Here is a 20,931-nt window from a genome sequence, read left to right as displayed (position 1 = left end):
ATTTCGCTTCCTTGAAACTAAATTTAGTGTAATAGCTCAAAGCTGACAACTGATAAAAATAAATCTGATAGATGAAAAAAATTAACCCATAGACTTTAGTCTAAATTTCAGCCATAAAAATCAGTCAAATTGTACACAAAACCGTCTACAAATTAATTATTATTGATTATAAACAAGCAGTTAAAAATATATCCAATGAAACATCACATTTCGAAAAGCTGTACTTGTTTTAAATGAAAATAAATTTAGACCGATCCAGTTAAATATTATATTCTTGTTACATTGGAAAATAAGAATAACAGGATATCACTATGTTCCGTAAAACCATTCTACTTGGCTTAATTAGTTGCTCATTCACTTTAACTGCGGCCCCCATCGCCACACACTCTATTGATGGCTTAGACAAAACAGCGATTAAACAGGCTGATCTTGCACCTATACTTGATTCACTGGCGAAGCACCGCGCTCTGGAGCGAAAAAACCTAGGAAAATCATTCTTGGGTAAATCCATTGATGCATTTTATATTGGCTCAGGCCCCATTAAAGTCATGCTGTGGAGCCAAATGCATGGCGATGAAAATACGGCAAGCGTCGCATTAATGGACTTTTTAAGCTATACCCTCGCTGCTGAAAATGAGCAATGGCGTAAGCATTGGCAAACTAAGCTATCACTGATGATCATTCCCATGGTCAACCCTGATGGTGCACAGCTACAAACCCGTTTTAATGCACAAGGAGTCGACTTAAATCGTGATGCTAAAGCACAGCGTACACCTGAAGGCCAGTTATTAATGGCTGCAGCTAAAGCATTTAAGCCCGATTTTGCATTTAACCTACACGATCAAAACGCCTATTATGGCGCGGGAGAAAAAGGCCTACCTGCGACTATTTCAGTATTAGCTCCGGCCTATAATACACAGCGTGAGATCAATGAAAGTCGTGGTAATGCCATGAAATTGATTGCGCAATTAAGCCAACTTATAAACCAACAAATTCCGGGCCATCTAGCTAAATATAACGATAGTTACTCTTATCGTAGCTTTGGAGATACGTTTTCAGAAATGGGGATCAGCACCATACTCATCGAGTCTGGAGCATATCCGAATGATCCACACCGCCAAGTAGCTCGCAAAGTTAACCGAATGCTATATGTCCAAATGATAGATGAATTAGTATCCGGTAAATGGCAGCAGCAAAAAATCGCTACATATCAAGCGCTCCCGTTTAATGCTAAAGATGCATGGGTGGATTTACTCATTGATGATGTAACAGTCACCAGTGCACAAGGCAGCTATATCACAGACATTGCTATTAATGCCAAAGGCCGTTATCCAAAAATAAATGAGTTGGGTGATATAAGTAGCATTCGCCAAGGATTTACTCAGTTAGATGCGCAAACGCTCAACTTTGATGCTGGCAAAGCTTACTTATTAACTAAGCCATTAAACCTATCTGGCGATAAATATCGGCAACTATTAAGCCAAGGCTACAGCTGTTTTTCAGGAGATATCACACTGCTTAATAATCAAACCGATTGGGTAAGCTATCAATGTGACAATACGCACTCTGCAATCCCTGAACGCCATGGTTCAGCCGCATTTATCTTACGAGAGCAAGGCACTGCAAAATATGCCGTTTTGGGGGAGCAATTAATCAAATTGTAACAGCCATAAAAAAGCGCCTAGTATGGCGCTTTTTTATTAACCTGAATATAGCTTAATGAGACTATAAAATTTGGTTTTCTTTCCAAACTTGCTCTTTTTCCATGCGCTTTTTACGCTTATCGCATGGATCATCACAATCACAGGCCTTATCAATGCCTACAGAGCCTAAACCACCACAACTGCTGGCCATAGACTTCTTTTGTACCATCATGCCCACAGCCATCGCTGCGACTATTAAAAGCAATAAACCAAATGTAAGAAGAAAAAGTGACATTGCTTAGCCCCTATTGATCAGCAATAAAATAATGCTTGGTGATAATCACCAAGCTGTGTGTATTATAAACGGCTTTGTGCTCGGCTACAAATAGGGTTTGAATGCAGGGCTCGAATAAGCCACTAAACCATCTGTTGATTTACCAATTAAGTAAACTGGTAGGTCATTTTTTTCAGCATAGGCCTTAGCTTTCTCCATGCCCATTACCGTGAGTGCTGTTGCAAGGCCGTCTGCAGTCATTGCTGATGGATGAAGCACAGTAACCGATACTAAATCGTGGCGACTCGGTATACCCGTTGCTGGATCAATTAAGTGGCTGTAGGTTACACCGTCCATTTCATAAAAAATACGGTAATCACCTGAAGTGGCGATGCCGTTGTTACCCGGCGCTAATACTCTATGTACTTTGCGTACTCCAGGCTCAGCGTCCGGCTGCTCTATCGCAATACGCCAATCTTGGTCATTTGGTTTTTTACCCGCTACTCTCAGCTCGCCACCGATTTCAACCATATAATTAGCTAAATCGTGACTTTCTAATAACTCAGCCACTTTATCTATGCCATAGCCTTTTGCAGTAGCTGAAAACGACAACTCCAAACCATCGATTGTTTTTGCTAAACCTTGCTCAGTTAGTATTAATTTATCAACGCCAATTTGTGCAACCATCGCGGTTAACTCTGCGTCGGTGGGACGTTTTGTTGGTTTTTTATCAGGACCAAACCCCCATAAGTCAATTAATGGGCCCATAGTTACATCAAGCGTCTTGGTTGACTCCCCTAAGCGAATAGACTCACTAACAACCGCTCTAAAGTCACTGCTAATAGGCATAACTTGCCCTGCTGGCAAACGATTAAAGGTATTGATCTCAGAATCAGCTATATAAGTCGACATAGATTGATTAATGTCTTTAAGCAGCTGCGTAACCTCTGGAAGTAAATTCAGTGAATCCAACTTTTCTTGATTAGCAAACACCTTTATATGATAGGTAGTGCCCATCGTTTTACCTTCAAGGTAAAGCTCTTGCGGTTCATCGCTTTGGCCGCAGCCACTAATGAGTAAAGTGAGGGTTAAAAAGAATAAGGCAATAATGCCTTGTGGGTGAAAAACTCTATTCATTGCAGCCTACTCAGTTAAGTTAAGAATATAAAAAAGCCTCGTAACAGTTATTGTTACGAGGCTAGCATTTTAACTAATTTTAATTAGTTTTGGTATTAACCACCGAAATCATCTAGTAAGATATTTTCGTCTTCAACACCTAAGTCTTTCAACATAGTGATAACCGCAGCGTTCATCATTGGCGGACCACACATGTAGAACTCACAATCTTCTGGCGCTTCGTGATCTTTAAGATAGTTCTCAAATAACACGTTATGGATAAAGCCAGTGTAACCTTCCCAGTTATCTTCTGGTTGTGGATCTGAAAGCGCGGTATGCCATACAAAGTTGTCATTTTCAGCCGCTAGGCCGTCAAAATCTTCAACGTAGAACATTTCACGTTTAGAACGTGCACCATACCAGAAACTCATCTTACGCTTAGAGTTTAAGCGCTTAAGTTGGTCAAAGATATGTGAACGCATTGGCGCCATACCAGCACCACCACCTACGAATACCATTTCAGCGTCAGTGTCTTTTGCGAAGAACTCACCAAATGGACCAGAGATAGTTACTTTATCACCTTCTTTAAGTGACCAAATGTACGATGACATTTTACCACATGGAAGGCTTAAGTCTCTTGGTGGCGGCGCAGCGATGCGCACGTTAAGCATGATGATGCCTTCTTCTTCTGGGTAGTTAGCCATTGAGTAAGCACGAATTGTTTCTTCGTCTACTTTAGACTCCAGCTTGAAGAAACCAAAATGGTTCCAATCGCCACGGTACTCTTCAGGTACATCGAAATCAGCGTATTTAACGTGGTGCGGTGGCGCTTCAATTTGAATATAACCACCGGCACGAAACGGCACTGACTCGCCATCTGGAATTTGCAGCTTAAGCTCTTTAATGAAGGTTGCTTTGTTATCGTTAGAGATAACTTCACAATCCCATTTTTTAACACCGAAAATTGACTCTTCAAGTTCAATTTCCATGTCGTTTTTAACATTTACCTGACACGCTAAACGACAGCCTTCACGGGCTTCACCTTTAGAGATGTGGTCAAGTTCAGTTGGTAAGATATCGCCGCCACCTGAGTGAATGTGTACACGACATTGACCACAAGAGCCACCGCCACCACATGCAGATGATACGAAAATACCTGACTCAGATAACGCGCCTAAAAGCTTAGTACCTGCTGATGTTGTAATGGCTTTATCTGGATCGCCATTTACGCCGATGATGATGTCACCGCTTGCAACTAGCTTAGATTTAGCACCAATGATAACTAAAACTAGCAGTACAACGATAGCGATGAAAACACCAACGCCTAAGAAAATCTCATAACTCATGATTTATCCTCGCTACCTATTAAAGTGAAATACCAGAGAATGACATAAAGCCAAGACCCATTAAACCAACTGTGATAAAGGTAATACCTAAACCACGTAGGCCGTCTGGCACGTCTGAATATTTCATTTTCTCACGGATACCAGCAAGTAAAGTAATTGCTAGCGCCCAACCCACACCAGAACCGATACCATAAACCACAGACTCACTGAAGTTATAGTTACGTTCAACCATGAAAGATACCGCACCGAAGATTGCACAGTTAACTGTGATCAACGGTAGGAAGATACCTAACGCGTTATAAAGTGCTGGGAAGAACTTATCTAATGCCATTTCAAGAATTTGTACTAGTGCTGCAATAACACCGATAAAGGTCAAGAAACGTAAGAAGCTAAGATCCGCTTCAGGGTAACCAAGCCACTCAAGTGCACCAGGTGCAAGAACCGCATGATAAACCAAGTTGTTAACTGGTACTGAAATACCCAATACCACGATAACTGCCACACCTAGGCCGATAGACGTTGTTACTTTCTTTGATACTGCAAGGAAAGTACACATACCTAGGAAGAAGGCTAAAGCTAAGTTTTCAATGAAAACTGCTTTTACGAATAAACTAATATAATGTTCCACTGTCTGCCCCTTACCCTTTCGCTTCTACTTGGTCTTTCTTATAAGTACGAAGTACCCAAATGAATAAACCAATGATGAAGAATGCACTAGGAGGTAAAATCAATAGACCCATAGGTTGATACCAACCGCCATCTTGTACAAGAGGGATGATTTCAACACCAAATAATGTGCCTTTACCAAATAGTTCACGAATAAAGCCAACTGTAAGTAACACTACTGAGTAACCTAAGCCATTACCGATCCCATCAAGGAACGACATAACTGGTGGCGACTTCATCGCGTATGCTTCAGCACGACCCATTACGATACAGTTAGTAATGATTAGACCAACGAATACCGACAACTCTTTTGCCGTAGCATAAGAGAAAGCCTGTAATACTTGGTCTACAACGATTACCAATGACGCAATGATGGTCATTTGCACGATAATACGTACAGATGACGGGATCTGGTTACGAATAATTGAGATAAAGAAGCTTGAAAAAGCCGTTACCAAAGTCAATGCGATTGACATGATTAACGCATTTTTTAAGCTAGACGTTACCGCAAGCGCAGAACAAATACCAAGTACTTGTAGTGCGATTGGGTTATTTGCCAGTACCGGACCAAATAGGACCGACTTCATTTCTTTAGTATCAGCCATTATTTCAACGCTCCTTCACGTACTCTCGCAAGGAAAGGACCAAAGCCGTTTTCGCCAGTCCAAAAATCAACTGTGTGATCAACACCGTTCGACGTTAAAGTAGCGCCTGACAAACCATCAATTTGATGATCGTTTTTAGCACCGCTTTTTACAACATCGATAGGTAGCTCTTTACCACCCCATTTAGCAGTCCATTGTGGGTTTTGAATTTCTCCACCTAGACCTGGTGTTTCATTATGCTTATAAAAGTTAATATCTTTAACTGTTTCGCCATCGCTTTCAAGCGCTAAGAAACCATACATAACACCCCAAAGGCCGTAACCTTGGATTGGTAGAATGATAGCATCTGTAGAACCGTCTGCTTTTTTCGAGATATAAACAGGCGACTCTTTAGTCATACGCTGAATACCAGCGATGTCTTTGATGCCTTCTGCTTTTAGTGCAAAGCTAATTTTTTGATCAAATTTACTTTTCTCGAAGTCAAATGTATTAGGGTCAGTATCAACAAACTCACCCGTTTCCATATTAACAACGCGCGCTTCGATTTTAGCGTTAAAGGTATCAGAGATATTTTCTACTGCGTTAATACCTGCCGCCGCCAAGATATTTTTTTGAATATCTTGCGTTTTGTTAGCTTGCTGTAAAGGGCGAAGCTGAACTGAAGCAAACGATACGATGATTGCACACACTAAACATAGCGCAACAACAACTGTAAGCGTTTTGCCGATTGATTCGTTATTACTAGACATTACGTGCCAACCTCCGCTTGATATTAGCTTGCACTACGAAGTGATCGAATAATGGTGCAAATAAGTTAGCAAATAAGATTGCTAGCATCATACCCTCAGGGAATGCAGGGTTAATTACACGGATCATTACAACCATTACACCAATTAGCGCGCCGTATGCGAACTTTGCTTTATCTGTAAATGCCGCAGACACTGGATCTGTCGCCATAAAGAACATACCAAAAGCAAATCCACCCAATACTAAGTGCCAATGCCAAGGCATTGCAAATGCTGGGTTAGTATCAGAGCCAACTGCATTTAATAAAAATGCTGTAGCAACCATCCCCAAGAATACACCTAGCACGATACGCCAAGAAGCGATACGTACGTAGATTAGGAATAAGCCACCCACTAATAGCGCAAGTGTAGATGTCTCACCTACTGAACCTTGAATGAAACCGTAGAATGCATCCCACCAAAGCGCCATATTGCTGTAATCAAGTGTACCTACGAACGCTTGACCTAGCATAGTTGCACCAGAGAATGAATCTACTGCAGTCCATACTGTGTCACCTGAAATTTGTGCAGGGTATGCAAAGAATAAAAACGCACGACCAGCAAGAGCAGGGTTTAAGAAGTTACGGCCAGTACCACCAAAGATTTCTTTAGCGATTACTACACCAAACGTGATACCTAGCGCAACTTGCCATAATGGAATAGTCGCTGGCAGGATAAGTGCGAATAACACCGATGTTACGAAGAAGCCTTCGTTAACTTCATGCTTACGCACTGAGGCAAATAATACTTCCCAAAAACCACCTACAGCAAATGTTACTGCATAAATAGGTAAGAAGAAGCATGCCCCGTAGAACATTTTAGCGCCCCAGCCGGATTCAGCGGTTAATGTACCACCAAACATCTGGAACAGGCCAACTTGCCAAGAATTTGCCAGTTCAAAACCTTGTGCTAAAGCACCCGCGGCCTGATGACCGATATTGAACATACCAAAAAACATGGCAGGGAACGTCGCCATCCACACTAAAATCATCATACGTTTTAGGTCGATGTTATCGCGTACGTGTGTCGCGCCTTTATTTACATAACCAGGGGTATAAAAAATAGTTGCTGCTGCTTCATACAGCGCATACCACTTTTCATGTTTACCACCGGCTTCAAAATGCGGCTCGATATCTTCTAGAAATTTCTTTAAACCCATCTCTCTAGCCTTCCTTCTCGATCGTAGTCAAGCAATCGCGTAGGATTGAACCATACTCGTATTTACCTGGACAAACGAAGGTACATAACGCTAAATCTTCTTCATCAAGTTCAAGTGCGCCTAATGAGATTGCACCATCTAAGTCACGTGAAATTAAGTCACGTAATAATAGTGTTGGTAAAATATCTAAAGGCATAACACGTTCATAGTTGCCAATTGGCACCATGGCACGTTTTGAACCACCTGTTGACGTTGTCATTTTAAATAAACGGCTTGGCGCAAGGTGAGATAAGAAAGTACGTGTTACAGAAAACTTGTCGCTACCTGGACGGATCCAGCCAAACAATTCTTTTTCGCGCCCTTCAAGTAATACAGATACTTGAACATGGTAACGACCTAAGAAGGCTTGTGGACCTTGTGACGTAGCACCTGCTAAAACAGAGCCAGAGATAACGCGGTTATCACCATCTTCTAATTCACCAGCAACTAAATCATCTAAAGCAGCCCCAAGTTGAGTTTTCACTAAACGAGGATTCTTAACACGAGGACCTGCAAGAGAAATTACTCGATCAGTCGAGATTTCACCCGTTAGGAATAAGTGACCAAAGGCGATAACGTCTTGGTAACCAATATGCCAAACTTGTTTGCTTGCAGACACAGGGTCTAAGTGATGGATATGTGTGCCAACAAGGCCAGCCGGATGTACGCCACCAAACTCATGTACTTCTACTTGAGGGATTGATGAGCTAGGTACTTGGCTACCAGCTTGTTTACAAACAAATACTTTACCATCTGTCAAACGAGATACCACAGCTAAGCCCGCTTCAAATGCTTGCACATTTTCAGCAATAATCACCGCAGGATCTGCAGCAAGAGGATTAGTGTCGATAGCCGTCACAAAGATAGAGCTAGGATTTGCATCCACAGCTGCTACTTTACTGAATGGGCGAGCACGAAGTGCCGTCCATTGACCAGACTGGATAAGTACTTCTTTGGCTTTTTCACGATCGAGGCTCGAAAGCTGCTCAGCTGAGAAAGAGTCAAAGGTGATTTGCTCACTGCCGTTTACTTCAATAACAACAGATTGCAGCACACGTTTTGCACCACGATTAATTTCTTTTACTGTACCAGCAGCTGGGGCAGTAAATAATACGCCTGGGTTCTTTTTATCTTCAAAAAGTACCTGGCCTTTCTTGACTTGGTCATCCACACGAACATGCATGGTTGGACGCATACCAATAAACTCTTCACCTAGCACAGCTACACGTTTGACGGTAGAACCATCATGAATAACTTGCTGAGGTGCGCCCTCTATGGGTAAGTCCAGACCTTTTTTTATGTTGATCATACGCACTTGCACTACATTAACGGAAAGAAACTGAAAAATCGTACCAACCACGTCGCTATTTCGATGATCTAAGCTAAATTCAAGATATCAAAGAACTACCTGTTTTAATCTCAAAACAAGCAACGCAGTTAAACTCCTCACATATATTGCGCGAATTTTAACATTAATCGTGACTACTATGCGAGTGTAAATATGAAATTTATACGACAAGAGTGCTTATTTAGCTCAATCGCCGCATTTGAATAAAATTCAATATAGACCAAAGTGCTATTGCTCGCGAGCAAGGATGGAAATTAAACAAAAATAGTAGAGAAAAACGCTTGGTCATAAAAAAAGTCGCCGCAGCGACTTTTTTTAAATAAACATGGCTGAATTAATCAATCATATTTGCAATCGGTGCAATTGCATCGACGTCTTGCTCGTAATCAACAGTGTCGATACCAAAACCAAATAAACGTAAAAACTCATTGTGGTAGCCCACGTAGTCCGTTAGTTCGTCAATTGTTGCAGTGGTAACTGAATCCCACACAGTTTGAATACGTGCTTGTACGTCATCTTCCAACTCTTTGTAGTTTTGGAATAAATGGCCGCCATCGTCAAAACGCGGTGAATCACCGTATAGGTTTTCAGTAAATAAAGCATGAATTTGCTCAATGGTGCCTTCATACGTGCCATCGGCTTTCATTACTTTGAATAACGCAGAAATATAAAGTGGCATGATAGGAATTGCAGAACTTGCTTGCGTTACTACCGCATTTAGTGATGACACATAGGCTTCACCATTTAATGCACTCGTCGATTCTTTAATAGCCACGGTTGCACGGTCTAAATCTTCTTTTGCTTTACCGATTGTCGCGTGACCATAAATTGGCCAGGTTAACTCTTTACCAATATAGGTATAAGCAGTGGTTTTAAAGTTATCAGCAAGAACATCAGCTTCTTTAAGTGCATCAATCCACATTTCCCAATCTTCACCGCCCATTACTTTAATGGTGTTGTCGATGTCTTCTTGGCTTGCCGCTTCCACGGTAACTTCGTCAATTTCACGCTTTGATGTATTTAAGTTCTTAGTTGTAACTGCATTACCAATTGGCTTAAGGGTAGAAGAGTACACTTCACCAGTATTTGGATCAGTACGACGCGGCGATGCTAAGCTGTAAATAACTAAATCAACTTTACCTAAATCAGCTTTAATAGTATCAATGGCTTTTTGCTTGATTTCGTTAGAAAACGCATCGCCATTGATATTTTTAGACCATAAACCTTCAGCGTCTGCTGCAGCTTGAAATGCCGCAGTATTATACCAACCCGCAGAACCCGTTTTACGCTCTGTGCCTTCTTTTTCAAAGAAGATACCTAAAGTTTTAGCGCCACCGCCAAATGCAGCAGTAATACGAGATGCAAGGCCATAGCCTGTTGAAGCACCGATAACGAGTACATTTTTAGGGGCATTTTTTAATGCGCCTTGCTGTTTTACGTAGTTAATTTGTTCTTGTACGTGCGCTGCGCAGCCTACTGGGTGGGCATTAGTACAAATGAAACCGCGAATTTTAGGCTTAATGACCATTGATCATCCTATATCTATCTCAATAAAAATTAGCGCTAGTTTAAAGGCTAATTGTAAAAATACAGGTCTGATGAGTCTGGTGAGCTCTCAGACCTGGCCGTTAATCTAATTTAGAGCCGCCTAAACAGCTTGGTGAGTCTGCAACTTGACCGCTTTGCTCACTAAATTCTTCAGGAGTAAAGGTATGAATTGCTAAGGCATGAATATGATTAGCTAACTCATCTTTTAAAATTTCATTAATTTGCCGATGGCGTTGTAATAAGCGCTTTCCGCTGAACTCTTCACTGACGACAATCACCTTAAAGTGCGAGTCTTCGCCACGACTATGCATGTGACTTTCGTTCACCACATTGAGATGCTTACACGCTAGCCCATCGGCTAATTTGCTTTCTATTTGTTGCTGCATTGACATAAAGGCTCACTTTAAAACTGATTTATTGCTCTACTATAACAACTAAGTCTGTAAATTGGCTAGCTGCGCTTTGGTAAAATATACCTAAACGTCAGACTGATACGTGGGTGAGCTAACGTGGTTTGCTTGGCAATCGCGTGTTGGTAATCTCGTTGGCTGTCGCCATTCATTACCAAACAACTGCCACTGTGTAGTAGTAAATCGGTTACTTTATTACTGGCCTTATGTTTGAGTTTTAACACCCGCTCTGCACCTAAAGAGATGCACACAATAGTTGGCTGAAAACCGAGTTCAATTTCATCATCACTGTGCCACCCCATAGTATCATTACCATCACGGTAATAATTTACCAGCAAAGAATTAAAAGGCTGTTGTAAATGCGCCTCTAAGCGTTTGCGTAAAGCCAATAAAATAGCAGGCCAAGGCTCAACCACTAATTTACTGTGAGAGTAGCCATATTCAATGTCATTATCACTGATAAAACATTGCAAGCGTGGGATTGGCCCTGTTCGCCCGTAAACGGTGGTGTTGGGTTGCTGCCAGTTTAAGTTTTGCTGCAGATGATAAAATAAATCGAGGCTTTTTTGTGCGCTCAGCGCCCTTCTTTGATAAGAAAAGCCATTTGGTAACATATGGGGGTTGGCCTTTTGCCGTTGCATGTTAGAATTTACCTATCAATTGATTACTGATCACTAAACTATTATGACCACGCAAGCACAGCTCGGCGATACAACTTTTACACTTGAACGTTTTCCGTTAGATCAAAAAAACCGTAGCTTACAAGCTTGGGATTCAGCAGACGAATACTTAATCGACTATGTTACTGAACATTATCCTGATTGTCGCTCTTTGCTGATCTTAAATGATAGCTTTGGCGCACTGTCTTGTTATTTTAGCAAACGCCAGTTAACGGTTTGTTCAGTCAATGATTCTTATATTAGTCACCAAGCTGCTGCCTATAACTTAGCAGAGAATAAAATTGCCACAACCGCTTTTAGTCAGCTTGATAGTTTATCGGCGTTACCTGAGCAGGTTGATTTAGTTATTTTAAAAGTGCCACGTACATTGGCTTTTTTACAATATCAATTGTCTGAACTGAGCGAAGTACTGGCACCCGGCACGCCTGTTATTGGCGCAGCAAAAACTAAAGATGTGCACAACTCGACCATTAAAGCGTTTGAGCAATTTATTGGCGAAACAAAAACCAGTTTAGCGGTGAAAAAATCGCGCCTTATTATTGGCCATGCAGCAGGTGGTTATAAAGCCGCTGATTTCCCAGTAAGCTGGCCGCTTGAAGGCACTAACTTTACCATTAGTAATCATGCCAATGTATTCTCACGTGATTCACTGGATATTGGTGCGCGGTTCTTTTTTGACTATTTGCCACAAACCAATAAAGCAAAAAGCATTATTGATTTAGGCTGTGGTAATGGCGTAGTTGGGCTAATGACACTGGCACAATGCCCTAATGCGCAAGTGACGTTTGTTGATGAATCGTATATGGCAGTAGAATCTGCACGGCTGACTGTTGAACTAAATATGGAAGACAAGTTTGAACAATGTACATTTATCGAAAATGATTGTTTAACAGGCTTTGAGCGTGAAAGTGTTGACATGGTGTTATGCAATCCGCCTTTTCATCAAGCGCAAGCAGTTACCGATCACATTGCGTGGCAAATGTTCAAGCAAGCCAAAGACACCTTAAAAAATGGTGGTGAATTGCGTATTATCGGTAATCGTCATCTCGACTACCATGACAAACTAAAACGTATGTTTGGTAATTGTGAGTTGCTTGGTTCAAATAAAAAATTTGTAGTATTAAGTGCGACTAAAAATAATGGAATGCTATAACCATGATGAAATACATTTTACCTTGCTGTGCTTTATTATCAGTATCGGCTTGTAGTAGCCAGCCTAATCAACTGATCTTAAATCCGGTTTATAAAAGTGGCAAGTTAAGCGCTATTAATCAAAGTTTAAGCACCAGTGTGATTGATTTACGTGGTGACCCTGCAACATTAAAATTGATCACTTCAGATAAAACTCAAACCATTGCCAGTCAAGGACTCACAGAGTCAATCAAAAGTGCGCTTGATAGCGCGCTGAGCCGCAACGGCGCTAGCATTTCCAATTTAGCAACGACTCGCTTTGAAGTGGATATTCATACTTTACAAGCAGTGGTGACTGAAAAGATGGTCTCTCATACTAGCGACGCAAAAATTGAACTCGGTGTACGGGTTATTCGTAGCAGCAGTAATTTTAGTAAAATTTACCGTGGCAATGCGAGCCTCGAAGGGCCGCTTGGTCATGACCGAGCCAAAATTGAAGGTCAACTCAATAAGTTGACTGAGCAGCTAATAACCCGCATGGTATCAGACCCTGAATTACTCGCATTTTTAGAAGGTTAATCATGAAACGTGTATTTTTATTGGCTGCTTTATTATTGCTGAGCCAACCACTTATAGCGGCAACTGAAGGACGTTTTGTTCAGAAAAACAATATGTTCCCTCGAGTAGAGATCACCACCACGATGGGCAAAATAGTGATAGAGATGGATCGCTCAAAAGCCCCTATCACCGTCAATAACTTTTTAACTTACGTAATGGATGGCAGTTACAAAGGCACTGTTTTTCATCGTGTGGAACGTGATGTAGAAAACGAGCGTGATTTTGTTATTCAAGGCGGTGGTTACGATAGAAATTACGATGGCGTTTATGAAGGCGATCCTATCTTTAATGAAAGTGGTAATGGTTCAAAAAATGATATGTACAGCATTGCTATGGCCTATCAAGACCGCCAACCACACTCAGGAACGCGTCAATTTTTCTTTAACATGGATGATAACGACCACTTAAACCCAGGTAAAGATTGGGGTTTTGCCGTGTTCGGCATGGTAATGGAGGGCTATGAAACGCTTGATAAAATCATGCAAGTTGAAACCGGTTTTAACGAAAAGATTGGTTATGATTTTGTGCCAAAAACCCCTGTTATTATTTTAAATATGACCGTATTAGAGCCGACTCCATTATAACTATAATAAAGAGAGTGCCTAACTCTCTTTGCCATTGAAGGCATTATGACTAAAAACTTGTCGATAGCAGAATATTTTTCTTACTTTAAAGATAAACGCCTTATAAATGTGTTTATTTTTGGCATGAGCAGTGGCTTTCCTTGGGTACTGATTGGCTCAGTAATGTCAGCCTGGCTCAAAGACGAAGGTCTTAGCCGCAGTATGATTGGTTTATTCGGCATTGTTTTTGGCGCCTACAGTATCAACTTTTTATGGTCTCCTTTGGTTGACCGAATCAAACTACCCATTCTTTATCGCTGGCTTGGCCAGCGCCGCAGCTGGATACTGCTTTGCCAGAGCTTTATTTTACTCGGTGTTATTTTATTAGCCGGGCTCGATATTACCGCCCACTTAGGTGTCGCTGCAGCTTTATGCTTACTTATAGCCATTGCCTCTGCCACTCAAGATATCGCTATTGATGCGTTTCGTATCGATACCTTAGATGAAAATGAGAGTCATAAAGCCACCGCAGCGGCGGCTATGGCAACCTCTGGTTGGTGGAGCGGTTATGCGCTACTTGGCGCAATTCCCTTTTATATGGCGGATATGCCAAGCATTGACTGGCCGCAAGTGTATTACTTTTTAGCTATTGTAATGTTACTACTTATGAGTTGTGTGTTTTGGGCGAAAGAGCCTGAATCAAATCGTGAGGCGGTACATGCTGAGTTAGAACGCATTTACCAACAAAAGCTCGCTCTGGGTAAGCAGACGCAATTAACGAAAGTGACGGCATGGCTGGCGGTGACGGTACTCGACCCATTTAAAACCTTCTTCGCGCGAAATGGCGTAAAAACAGCACTCGCGCTGCTGGCTTTTATATTTTTATTCAAAATTGGTGAAGCATTTTTAGCCCGTATGTCGATTGTGTTTTATAAAGAAGTCGGCTTTAGCAATACACAAATTGCCAACTACTCAAAGCTGGGAACAGGCTTAATCACCATCGTTTTTGCATTTTTAGGCAGTATTTTTAATCATAAATATGGCATCGTTAAAGGCTTATTTATAAGTGGTGTAGCCATGGCAGCATCCAACTTAATGTTTTCTTGGATTGCACTGGCAGGACCTCAAGAGCATTTGTATGCGATGGCAATTGTGGTGGATGGGTTTACTCAAGCATGGTCGTTAGTGGCTATGGTAGCGTTTATATCAATGCTCTGCGACAGAGCCTTTAGTGCTACTCATTATGCGTTGCTTGCATCATTGGGGAATTTAGGGCGAACTTTATTATCGAGTTACAGTGGCGTAGTAATTGATGATTGGCTCGGTGGAAATTGGTCGCTATTCTTTATTCTAACCGCCTTGATGGTGTTGCCATCACTGATATTTTTGTATCTAATTCGACATCGTTTGTATGCTTTAGAAAATAGCTATCACGGTAATAAATAAGTATTTTTTGGGAAGTGTTGAAAGCTAATAGGGAATAAATCACTGATGAAAGCGCTTCCCTGCGCTTACTAAAAAAACTAAATATTAGTCTTCTTTTAATAAGCCTAAACCTTCATACGGGTCGACTTCTAATGCATCGCAATAACGTAAAAACTCAATTACGTCTAAGCGACGTTCTTGGTTTTCAATTTTACCAATGAATGAATGCGGTGTACCAAGTACTTGAGCAAGGCTACGCATTGTATGACCTTTCTCGTGACGCTTAGTTTTAAGCCATTTGGTTAGTTTTGAGTTTTCTTCAGAAGAAACTGTTTTACCCATCATAAAAAACATCTCCTACTAGATGATTTAAAGTTTAATTAATTTAAGAGTGAAATTTTGCCCGTCTCACTCTTGGATACATTATATACTATTCACACTCATGTGAAATAACTAATTTTAGGCGAGTACCAATTGCGGGTAATTGCTATTATAGGCTATTAACTTTATTGTAAAACAAACATTAAAGTTAATAGTCTAGTATTAGTTCCTCGTTAATGTAACAAATAATTTATTGAAATGAACCCTTTTTACGATAAATTATTTTTAACTTTAAAATTAAATAGTTATGCTAATAAACTGTATAATCATCACCAAAGAGAGTCATTTATGTTCCGATTACTATTCCTTATGCCAGTTGTTCTCTGCTTAATTTGGTACTTTTTTCTTAGGCAAAATAAGATACCAATTAAGCAAGGTAAGAAAGGCTTTATATACATTTTAATCTTTTCTACACTCGTGTTAGGCTTTTTTATTCTAATGATGCAAGTCACTCACAGTGTGTGAGTGACTAAAAATAAGCCAACATTAGGCTCTGCGACGTTCGCGAAGCATCAGTAAGCAAGGTGTTAGCACTAAGGTTAGTATAGTAGCAAAGGTTAAACCACCCGCAACAGCGGTCGCTAATTGCACCCACCATTGCGTTGACGGTGCACCAAAATCAATTGTACGATTAAATAAATCAATATTGATCTGTAGCACCATTGGCATTAACCCTAAAATAGTTGTCACCGTAGTTAATAATACTGGGCGTAATCGCTGTGCGCCGGTTCTTAAAATGGCATCTTTTGCAGCAAGCCCTTGCGCTCTTAACACGTTGTAAGTATCTATTAGCACAATGTTATTATTCACCACAATGCCGGCCAGTGAAATAACTCCAATGCCAGACATGACAATACCAAAGGGTTGTTGTAACACTAATAAGCCTAAGAACACGCCAACAGTCGAAAATACCACCGCGCTTAGGATCAAAAAGGCCTGATAGAAACTATTAAACTGCGTTACTAAAATAATGCCCATCACAAACAGCGCAACTAAAAAGGCATTTTTCAAGAACGCCTCGGATTCATCTTGATCTTCGGTTTCACCACGGACTTTGATTTTAACTCTAGGATCTAACCCTTGCTCTTTCAGTTGTGCTTGCAAGCGTGGTAAAGCTTTAGCCAGTTGCTCACCGACCTTCATATCGGCGTTGATAGTCACTACTCGATGGGCATCAACACGGCGAATAGTGTCTACTTTTGGGGCGGCGTGGCGTTCAACAAAATAGCTAATGGGGACTTGGCCATGTATGGTTTTTACCCGTAACGTTTCAAGACGACTTAAATCACGTTTATCGTGCGGAAACCGCACTCGAATATCAATTTCGTCGTCAACATCATCAGGACGATATTCGCCTAACTTTAAGCCATTAGTAATTAACTGCACATTTGCACCAAGCATAGCTGCATCTGCGCCATATCGGGCAGCATCTGCTCGGTTGAGTTTTAACTGCCATTCAATCCCAGGCTTTGACGCTGTATCGTCTACATTTCGAAAGGCGCCATCATTTTCGATAGCTTGGCGGATCACTTTAGCTTGTTGATTTAATACCTCAGGAAATTTTGAGCTCAACTCAATACTCAGTGCTTTACCACCCCCGGGACCGTTTTCATCCTTACGCATTTCAATCTCAACGCCGGCAAAGCTTGCGGTGATCTCATTCACTTTGGTGATGATATCTTCAGCAGGCGGACGTTCATGCCAATCTTTTAAATTTAATCGAAATGAGCCGATTTGATCTTGCCCGCCGGTGCGCGCATATAAGGTTTTAATACCTTCGACGGCTAAAATACGGGTTTCAATTTCTTTCATGACCACATCTTTTTCATAAATAGACAGATCACTATACGAACGTACTTTAATGTTCACCCCGTTTGGCTCAACATCTGGGAAAAACTCAACCCCTAACTTTGATACCGCAAACCCCACAAATACTAAAATTGAGAACACCACAGCCGCGAGCAAGGTCCACCATGGCTTATCAAGGGCGCGATTTAACAGTCGCACATAGCGCCCAGCAAAACCTTGCAGTTGAGTTAAATCACCAGATTCAGCAATCACCAAGTCTTGCTTTTGTTGTGGTGTTAATGGCCTAATTTTGCCAATCAAGCCGCCGATGGTGGGTACAAAAACCAATGCCATCAGTAATGATGCCGATAATGTCGCAATTAAAGTAATAGGCAAATATTTCATAAACTCGCCCATCATTCCCGGCCAAAAAATTAACGGCGCAAATGCGGCAAGTGTCGTTGCTGTTGATGCAATAATTGGCCAGGCCATGCGCTCGGCAGCTATTTTATAAGCTTGCTTACGTGTCTTGCCTTCGCTCATTGCTCTATCGGCGAATTCCGTGACCACGATTGCGCCATCCACCAGCATGCCGACCGCCATGATCAGCGCAAATAACACCACGATATTAACGGTTAAACCGAACAAGGAAATCACCAAAATACCGGTCAAAAATGAACCGGGGATCGCCACTCCTACTAAAAATGCGGTACGTGCTCCCAACACCGCAACAATGACAATGACGACTAACAATACTGCTGATAACACGTTGTTTTGTAGATCTGACAGCATCATTTCCACGTCTTTCGACATATCACCGGTGTAATCAACTCGAATATGTTCAGGCCACATTTTTTGTGCTTGAGCCACCACCTCTTTCACTTGTGCTACGGTGTCTATAATATTTTCACCAGCACGCTTTTTCACTTCAAGCGATACAGCTTGGCGGCCGTTGATACGCGCTATTGAGCTGGGATCTTTATAAGCACGACGTATTTTAGCAACGTCCATAAAGCGTACGACTCTATCACCTACCACTTTTACGGGTTGCTCCATCACATCTTGGATGGTTTCAAATACCGAAGGAATTTTTACAGCAAACCGCCCTTTGCCAGTATCTAAGGTGCCTGCTGCGACTAAACGATTGTTATTAGAAAGTAATTGAATAATATCGCTTGGCTCAAGTCCATATGAAATCATCGCGAGCGGATCGACTTCAATTTCAACCATGTCTTCACGGTCACCACCCACATCAACTTCCAATACGCTAGAGATACTCTCAAGCTCGTCTTTTAAATTGCGGGCAAGGGTTAATAAACCTCGTTCAGGTGCGTCACCAGAGAGTGTTAAAGTAATGGTGGGTTGCTGATCTTCCATGAGAATTTCATGTACTTCAGGCTCTTCTGATTCTGACGGTAATTTTGCTTTAGCAAGGCTGACCCTATCACGTACATCAGCGAGCGCTTCTTTTGGATCCATGCCCGCCATAAATTCAAGTGTTACTGATGCGTGGCCTTCACTGGCCACCGCCGTCATTTCTTTTACCCCTTCGATAGAGCGTAGTTCAATCTCCATCGGCCGTACCAGTAGCCGCTCAGCATCTTCAGGTGAAATACCATCATGAATGATTGATACATAAATAAACGGGATGGTGACATCGGGGTTCGCTTCTTTAGGAATATTTTGGTACGTCACCCAACCAGAGATCAATAATAAAATAAAAATCAGCAGTACAGTTCGCGTGTGATTAAGCGACGCTTCTATTAAGTTTTTCATGCCTTACTCGCCCGCAGTCGTATCAGCTTCGACAAACACGGGCTCAACAATATCACCGGCTCTGACAAACCCTTGCCCTAACGTGATCACATTTGCTGTTTCACCCAACCCCCACAGCCATACTCCCTCTGCAGTTGATTTGGCAAGGCTGACATTTTTAAATTCTACGCGATTTTCAGCGTTAATCACCTTCACACCAATATTACCTTCACTATCAAGTGCCATATAAGCGGGACTTAATAACATTGCAGGCGCAGAATCGAGTGAGATATCAAGCTGCGTTGAATAGCCTGCTTTGTATTCCATATCAGGGTTAGCAAAGGCGGCTTCAATACGAAATGTATTGGTACTGTCATCTGCTACCGAGGCAATATAACGCATTTTACCTGGATATGTTTTGTCATTTAAAACATGGGCATGCACAGCTTGACCAACTTGCAAACCGGTAATTTCTTTTTGCGTTGCATCGGCACGAACTATTAAAGGATCAAGATCGACTAACTCTAAAATAGCATCACCAATAGCAACATAATCACCTAACTGAACTAAGCGCTTATTAATAATGCCACTAAAAGGCGCGCGAATTTCGGTACGCTCTAATTGTAATTCCAGCCCAGCTAAACGTGCTTTACCTTGCGCAAGTACTGCTTCGCTACGCATGGTTTGCACACGGTCTTGCAGGCCTTGATTCCTAAGAGAAAGTGCCCCTTCATACTCAGCCGTATACTGCTTTAACAATGCCGTGGCAGATCCCAACTGAGCGACTAAATCTGATTTATCTAATTCTAGAATCAATGTTCCTTGCTCAACAAACTGCCCTTCTTCGACATAAATTTTGTCTACTTCTCCGGCTTGGCGAGCACTCACTCGCGCTAATTTATCAGGCTCTGATTTACCATAAAACGACAAGGTTTTTTTGATCTCTTGCGCAACTAATTTCACCACTTGCACTTTCGCTACTTTCTCACTATTCGTTTGGGGCTGCTTATCACTGGCATGACTTGAGCCTGAGCCCATCCAGATACAAATAGCAACAACAATGACTATGGCGAGAATATAGGGTTTTTCTTCTAATTGCTGGGCAAGCTTTTTCAACACAAAATTTCCTTTTAGCTATCAATGGTAAATGCGTAAGATGGTTGTATGAATAATAGAGTAGGTAGTCGTTCTAAGGCAATAGAATTAGAGGGTATTAAATTTTAGCCAATAAAAAAGCCGCAATCTGCGGCTTTAATCAATACTTTAAACGCTGAAACTAGCGCCGCACCCACAGGTGGTCGTTGCATTGGGGTTAGCAACAAAAAAGCGTGCGCCTTCAAGTCCCTCGGTGTAATCCACCTCGCCATCAACTAAATATTGAATACTCATTGGGTCAACCACTAAGGTCACGCCATTTTTGACAATCTCTAAATCGCCCGGGTTTGCCTTTTCATCAAAAGTAAACCCATACTGGAAACCAGAGCATCCACCGCCTGTCACATAAACACGCAGTTTTAGATCTGGGTTTTCTTCTTCGTCGATTAACTGTTTAACACGAACAGCTGCTGCATCGCTGAACTTAATGGGTAATTCATCTGACATAATATAACCCTCTATACCTACATTGCTGCGATTATCTAATACCCGAGTG

20 protein-coding genes are annotated in these 20,931 nt (G+C 41.6%); 5 read left to right on the top strand and 15 right to left on the bottom strand.

Annotated elements, in window-relative coordinates; all coding sequences use genetic code 11:
* Nucleotides 1-311: 311 nt before the first annotated feature.
* The gene (locus A7968_RS05730) at nt 312-1,664 is read left to right on the top strand and encodes a M14 family metallopeptidase (protein WP_064665620.1); all 1,353 of its coding nucleotides are present in this window, start codon (nt 312-314) and stop codon (nt 1,662-1,664) included.
* A gap of 61 nt (nt 1,665-1,725) precedes the next feature.
* Here A7968_RS05730 and nqrM read toward each other — a convergent pair whose 3' ends face one another.
* The 11 genes from nqrM to A7968_RS05675 all read right to left on the bottom strand — a co-directional run bounded on the left by nqrM (nt 1,726) and on the right by A7968_RS05675 (nt 11,580).
* Nucleotides 1,726-1,938, bottom strand: a complete 213-nt coding sequence (gene nqrM, locus A7968_RS05725) for a (Na+)-NQR maturation NqrM (RefSeq protein ID WP_064665619.1) — start codon at nt 1,936-1,938, stop codon at nt 1,726-1,728.
* 84 nt (nt 1,939-2,022) lie between these two features.
* Nucleotides 2,023-3,054 carry an FAD:protein FMN transferase gene (locus A7968_RS05720; RefSeq protein WP_064665618.1) on the bottom strand — a complete coding sequence of 344 codons (1,032 nt, stop codon included), beginning with the start codon at nt 3,052-3,054 and terminating at the stop codon, nt 2,023-2,025.
* A gap of 95 nt (nt 3,055-3,149) precedes the next feature.
* A complete protein-coding gene (gene nqrF, locus A7968_RS05715; protein WP_064665617.1) occupies nt 3,150-4,379 on the bottom strand; it encodes an NADH:ubiquinone reductase (Na(+)-transporting) subunit F in 1,230 nt (409 codons plus the stop codon).
* A gap of 19 nt (nt 4,380-4,398) precedes the next feature.
* Nucleotides 4,399-5,007: an NADH:ubiquinone reductase (Na(+)-transporting) subunit E gene (gene nqrE / locus A7968_RS05710; protein WP_064665616.1), complete on the bottom strand. Its 609-nt coding sequence runs from the start codon at nt 5,005-5,007 to the stop codon at nt 4,399-4,401.
* A gap of 10 nt (nt 5,008-5,017) precedes the next feature.
* On the bottom strand, nt 5,018-5,650 hold the full coding sequence (locus tag A7968_RS05705; RefSeq protein ID WP_064665615.1) for an NADH:ubiquinone reductase (Na(+)-transporting) subunit D: 633 nt from the start codon (nt 5,648-5,650) through the stop codon (nt 5,018-5,020).
* Nucleotides 5,650-6,399: a Na(+)-translocating NADH-quinone reductase subunit C gene (locus A7968_RS05700; protein ID WP_064665614.1), complete on the bottom strand. Its 750-nt coding sequence runs from the start codon at nt 6,397-6,399 to the stop codon at nt 5,650-5,652. Before A7968_RS05700 ends, A7968_RS05705 begins: the two co-directional genes overlap by 1 nt.
* Nucleotides 6,392-7,594 (bottom strand): NADH:ubiquinone reductase (Na(+)-transporting) subunit B, encoded by a 1,203-nt coding sequence (locus A7968_RS05695; protein ID WP_064665613.1) that lies wholly within the window; start codon nt 7,592-7,594, stop codon nt 6,392-6,394. Before A7968_RS05695 ends, A7968_RS05700 begins: the two co-directional genes overlap by 8 nt.
* Before the next feature lie 4 nt (nt 7,595-7,598).
* Nucleotides 7,599-8,942 (bottom strand): Na(+)-translocating NADH-quinone reductase subunit A, encoded by a 1,344-nt coding sequence (locus A7968_RS05690; RefSeq protein WP_064665612.1) that lies wholly within the window; start codon nt 8,940-8,942, stop codon nt 7,599-7,601.
* Nucleotides 8,943-9,315: 373 nt separating this feature from the next.
* A complete protein-coding gene (gene fabV / locus A7968_RS05685) occupies nt 9,316-10,509 on the bottom strand; it encodes an enoyl-ACP reductase FabV (protein WP_064665611.1) in 1,194 nt (397 codons plus the stop codon).
* Nucleotides 10,510-10,609: 100 nt separating this feature from the next.
* Nucleotides 10,610-10,921: a BolA family protein gene (locus A7968_RS05680; RefSeq protein ID WP_064665610.1), complete on the bottom strand. Its 312-nt coding sequence runs from the start codon at nt 10,919-10,921 to the stop codon at nt 10,610-10,612.
* 59 nt (nt 10,922-10,980) lie between these two features.
* Nucleotides 10,981-11,580, bottom strand: coding sequence for an alpha-ketoglutarate-dependent dioxygenase AlkB family protein (locus A7968_RS05675; protein WP_064665609.1), 600 nt, complete (start codon nt 11,578-11,580; stop codon nt 10,981-10,983).
* Between the two features lie 43 nt (nt 11,581-11,623).
* On the opposite strand from A7968_RS05675, the gene A7968_RS05670 reads away from it, so the two are divergent.
* From A7968_RS05670 to A7968_RS05655, 4 genes are read left to right on the top strand one after another with little or no spacing between them, the layout of a single operon-like run.
* A complete protein-coding gene (locus A7968_RS05670; protein WP_064665608.1) occupies nt 11,624-12,772 on the top strand; it encodes a methyltransferase in 1,149 nt (382 codons plus the stop codon).
* 2 nt (nt 12,773-12,774) lie between these two features.
* Nucleotides 12,775-13,329 (top strand): YajG family lipoprotein, encoded by a 555-nt coding sequence (locus tag A7968_RS05665; protein WP_193330413.1) that lies wholly within the window; start codon nt 12,775-12,777, stop codon nt 13,327-13,329.
* A gap of 2 nt (nt 13,330-13,331) precedes the next feature.
* A complete protein-coding gene (locus A7968_RS05660) occupies nt 13,332-13,952 on the top strand; it encodes a peptidylprolyl isomerase (protein ID WP_064665606.1) in 621 nt (206 codons plus the stop codon).
* Nucleotides 13,953-13,997: 45 nt separating this feature from the next.
* The gene (locus A7968_RS05655; RefSeq protein WP_064665605.1) at nt 13,998-15,377 is read left to right on the top strand and encodes an AmpG family muropeptide MFS transporter; all 1,380 of its coding nucleotides are present in this window, start codon (nt 13,998-14,000) and stop codon (nt 15,375-15,377) included.
* Between the two features lie 84 nt (nt 15,378-15,461).
* Here A7968_RS05655 and A7968_RS05650 read toward each other — a convergent pair whose 3' ends face one another.
* From A7968_RS05650 to erpA, 4 genes are all read right to left on the bottom strand, one after another.
* Entirely contained in the window at nt 15,462-15,701 is a 240-nt protein-coding gene (locus tag A7968_RS05650) for a helix-turn-helix domain-containing protein (RefSeq protein WP_016708680.1), read from the bottom strand.
* Between the two features lie 522 nt (nt 15,702-16,223).
* Nucleotides 16,224-19,301 (bottom strand): efflux RND transporter permease subunit, encoded by a 3,078-nt coding sequence (locus A7968_RS05645; RefSeq protein WP_064665604.1) that lies wholly within the window; start codon nt 19,299-19,301, stop codon nt 16,224-16,226.
* Between the two features lie 3 nt (nt 19,302-19,304).
* Nucleotides 19,305-20,399: an efflux RND transporter periplasmic adaptor subunit gene (locus A7968_RS05640; RefSeq protein ID WP_064665603.1), complete on the bottom strand. Its 1,095-nt coding sequence runs from the start codon at nt 20,397-20,399 to the stop codon at nt 19,305-19,307.
* Between the two features lie 144 nt (nt 20,400-20,543).
* Nucleotides 20,544-20,882, bottom strand: a complete 339-nt coding sequence (erpA, locus tag A7968_RS05635) for an iron-sulfur cluster insertion protein ErpA (RefSeq protein ID WP_064665602.1) — start codon at nt 20,880-20,882, stop codon at nt 20,544-20,546.
* Between the last annotated feature and the right edge of the window lie 49 nt (nt 20,883-20,931).

Source organism: Pseudoalteromonas prydzensis, assembly GCF_001661495.1.
GTDB classification, from domain to species: Bacteria; Pseudomonadota; Gammaproteobacteria; order Enterobacterales; family Alteromonadaceae; genus Pseudoalteromonas; species Pseudoalteromonas prydzensis.
The sequence above is the reverse complement of the archived record's forward strand: the minus strand, read 5'-3'. Positions and strand labels throughout refer to the sequence as shown.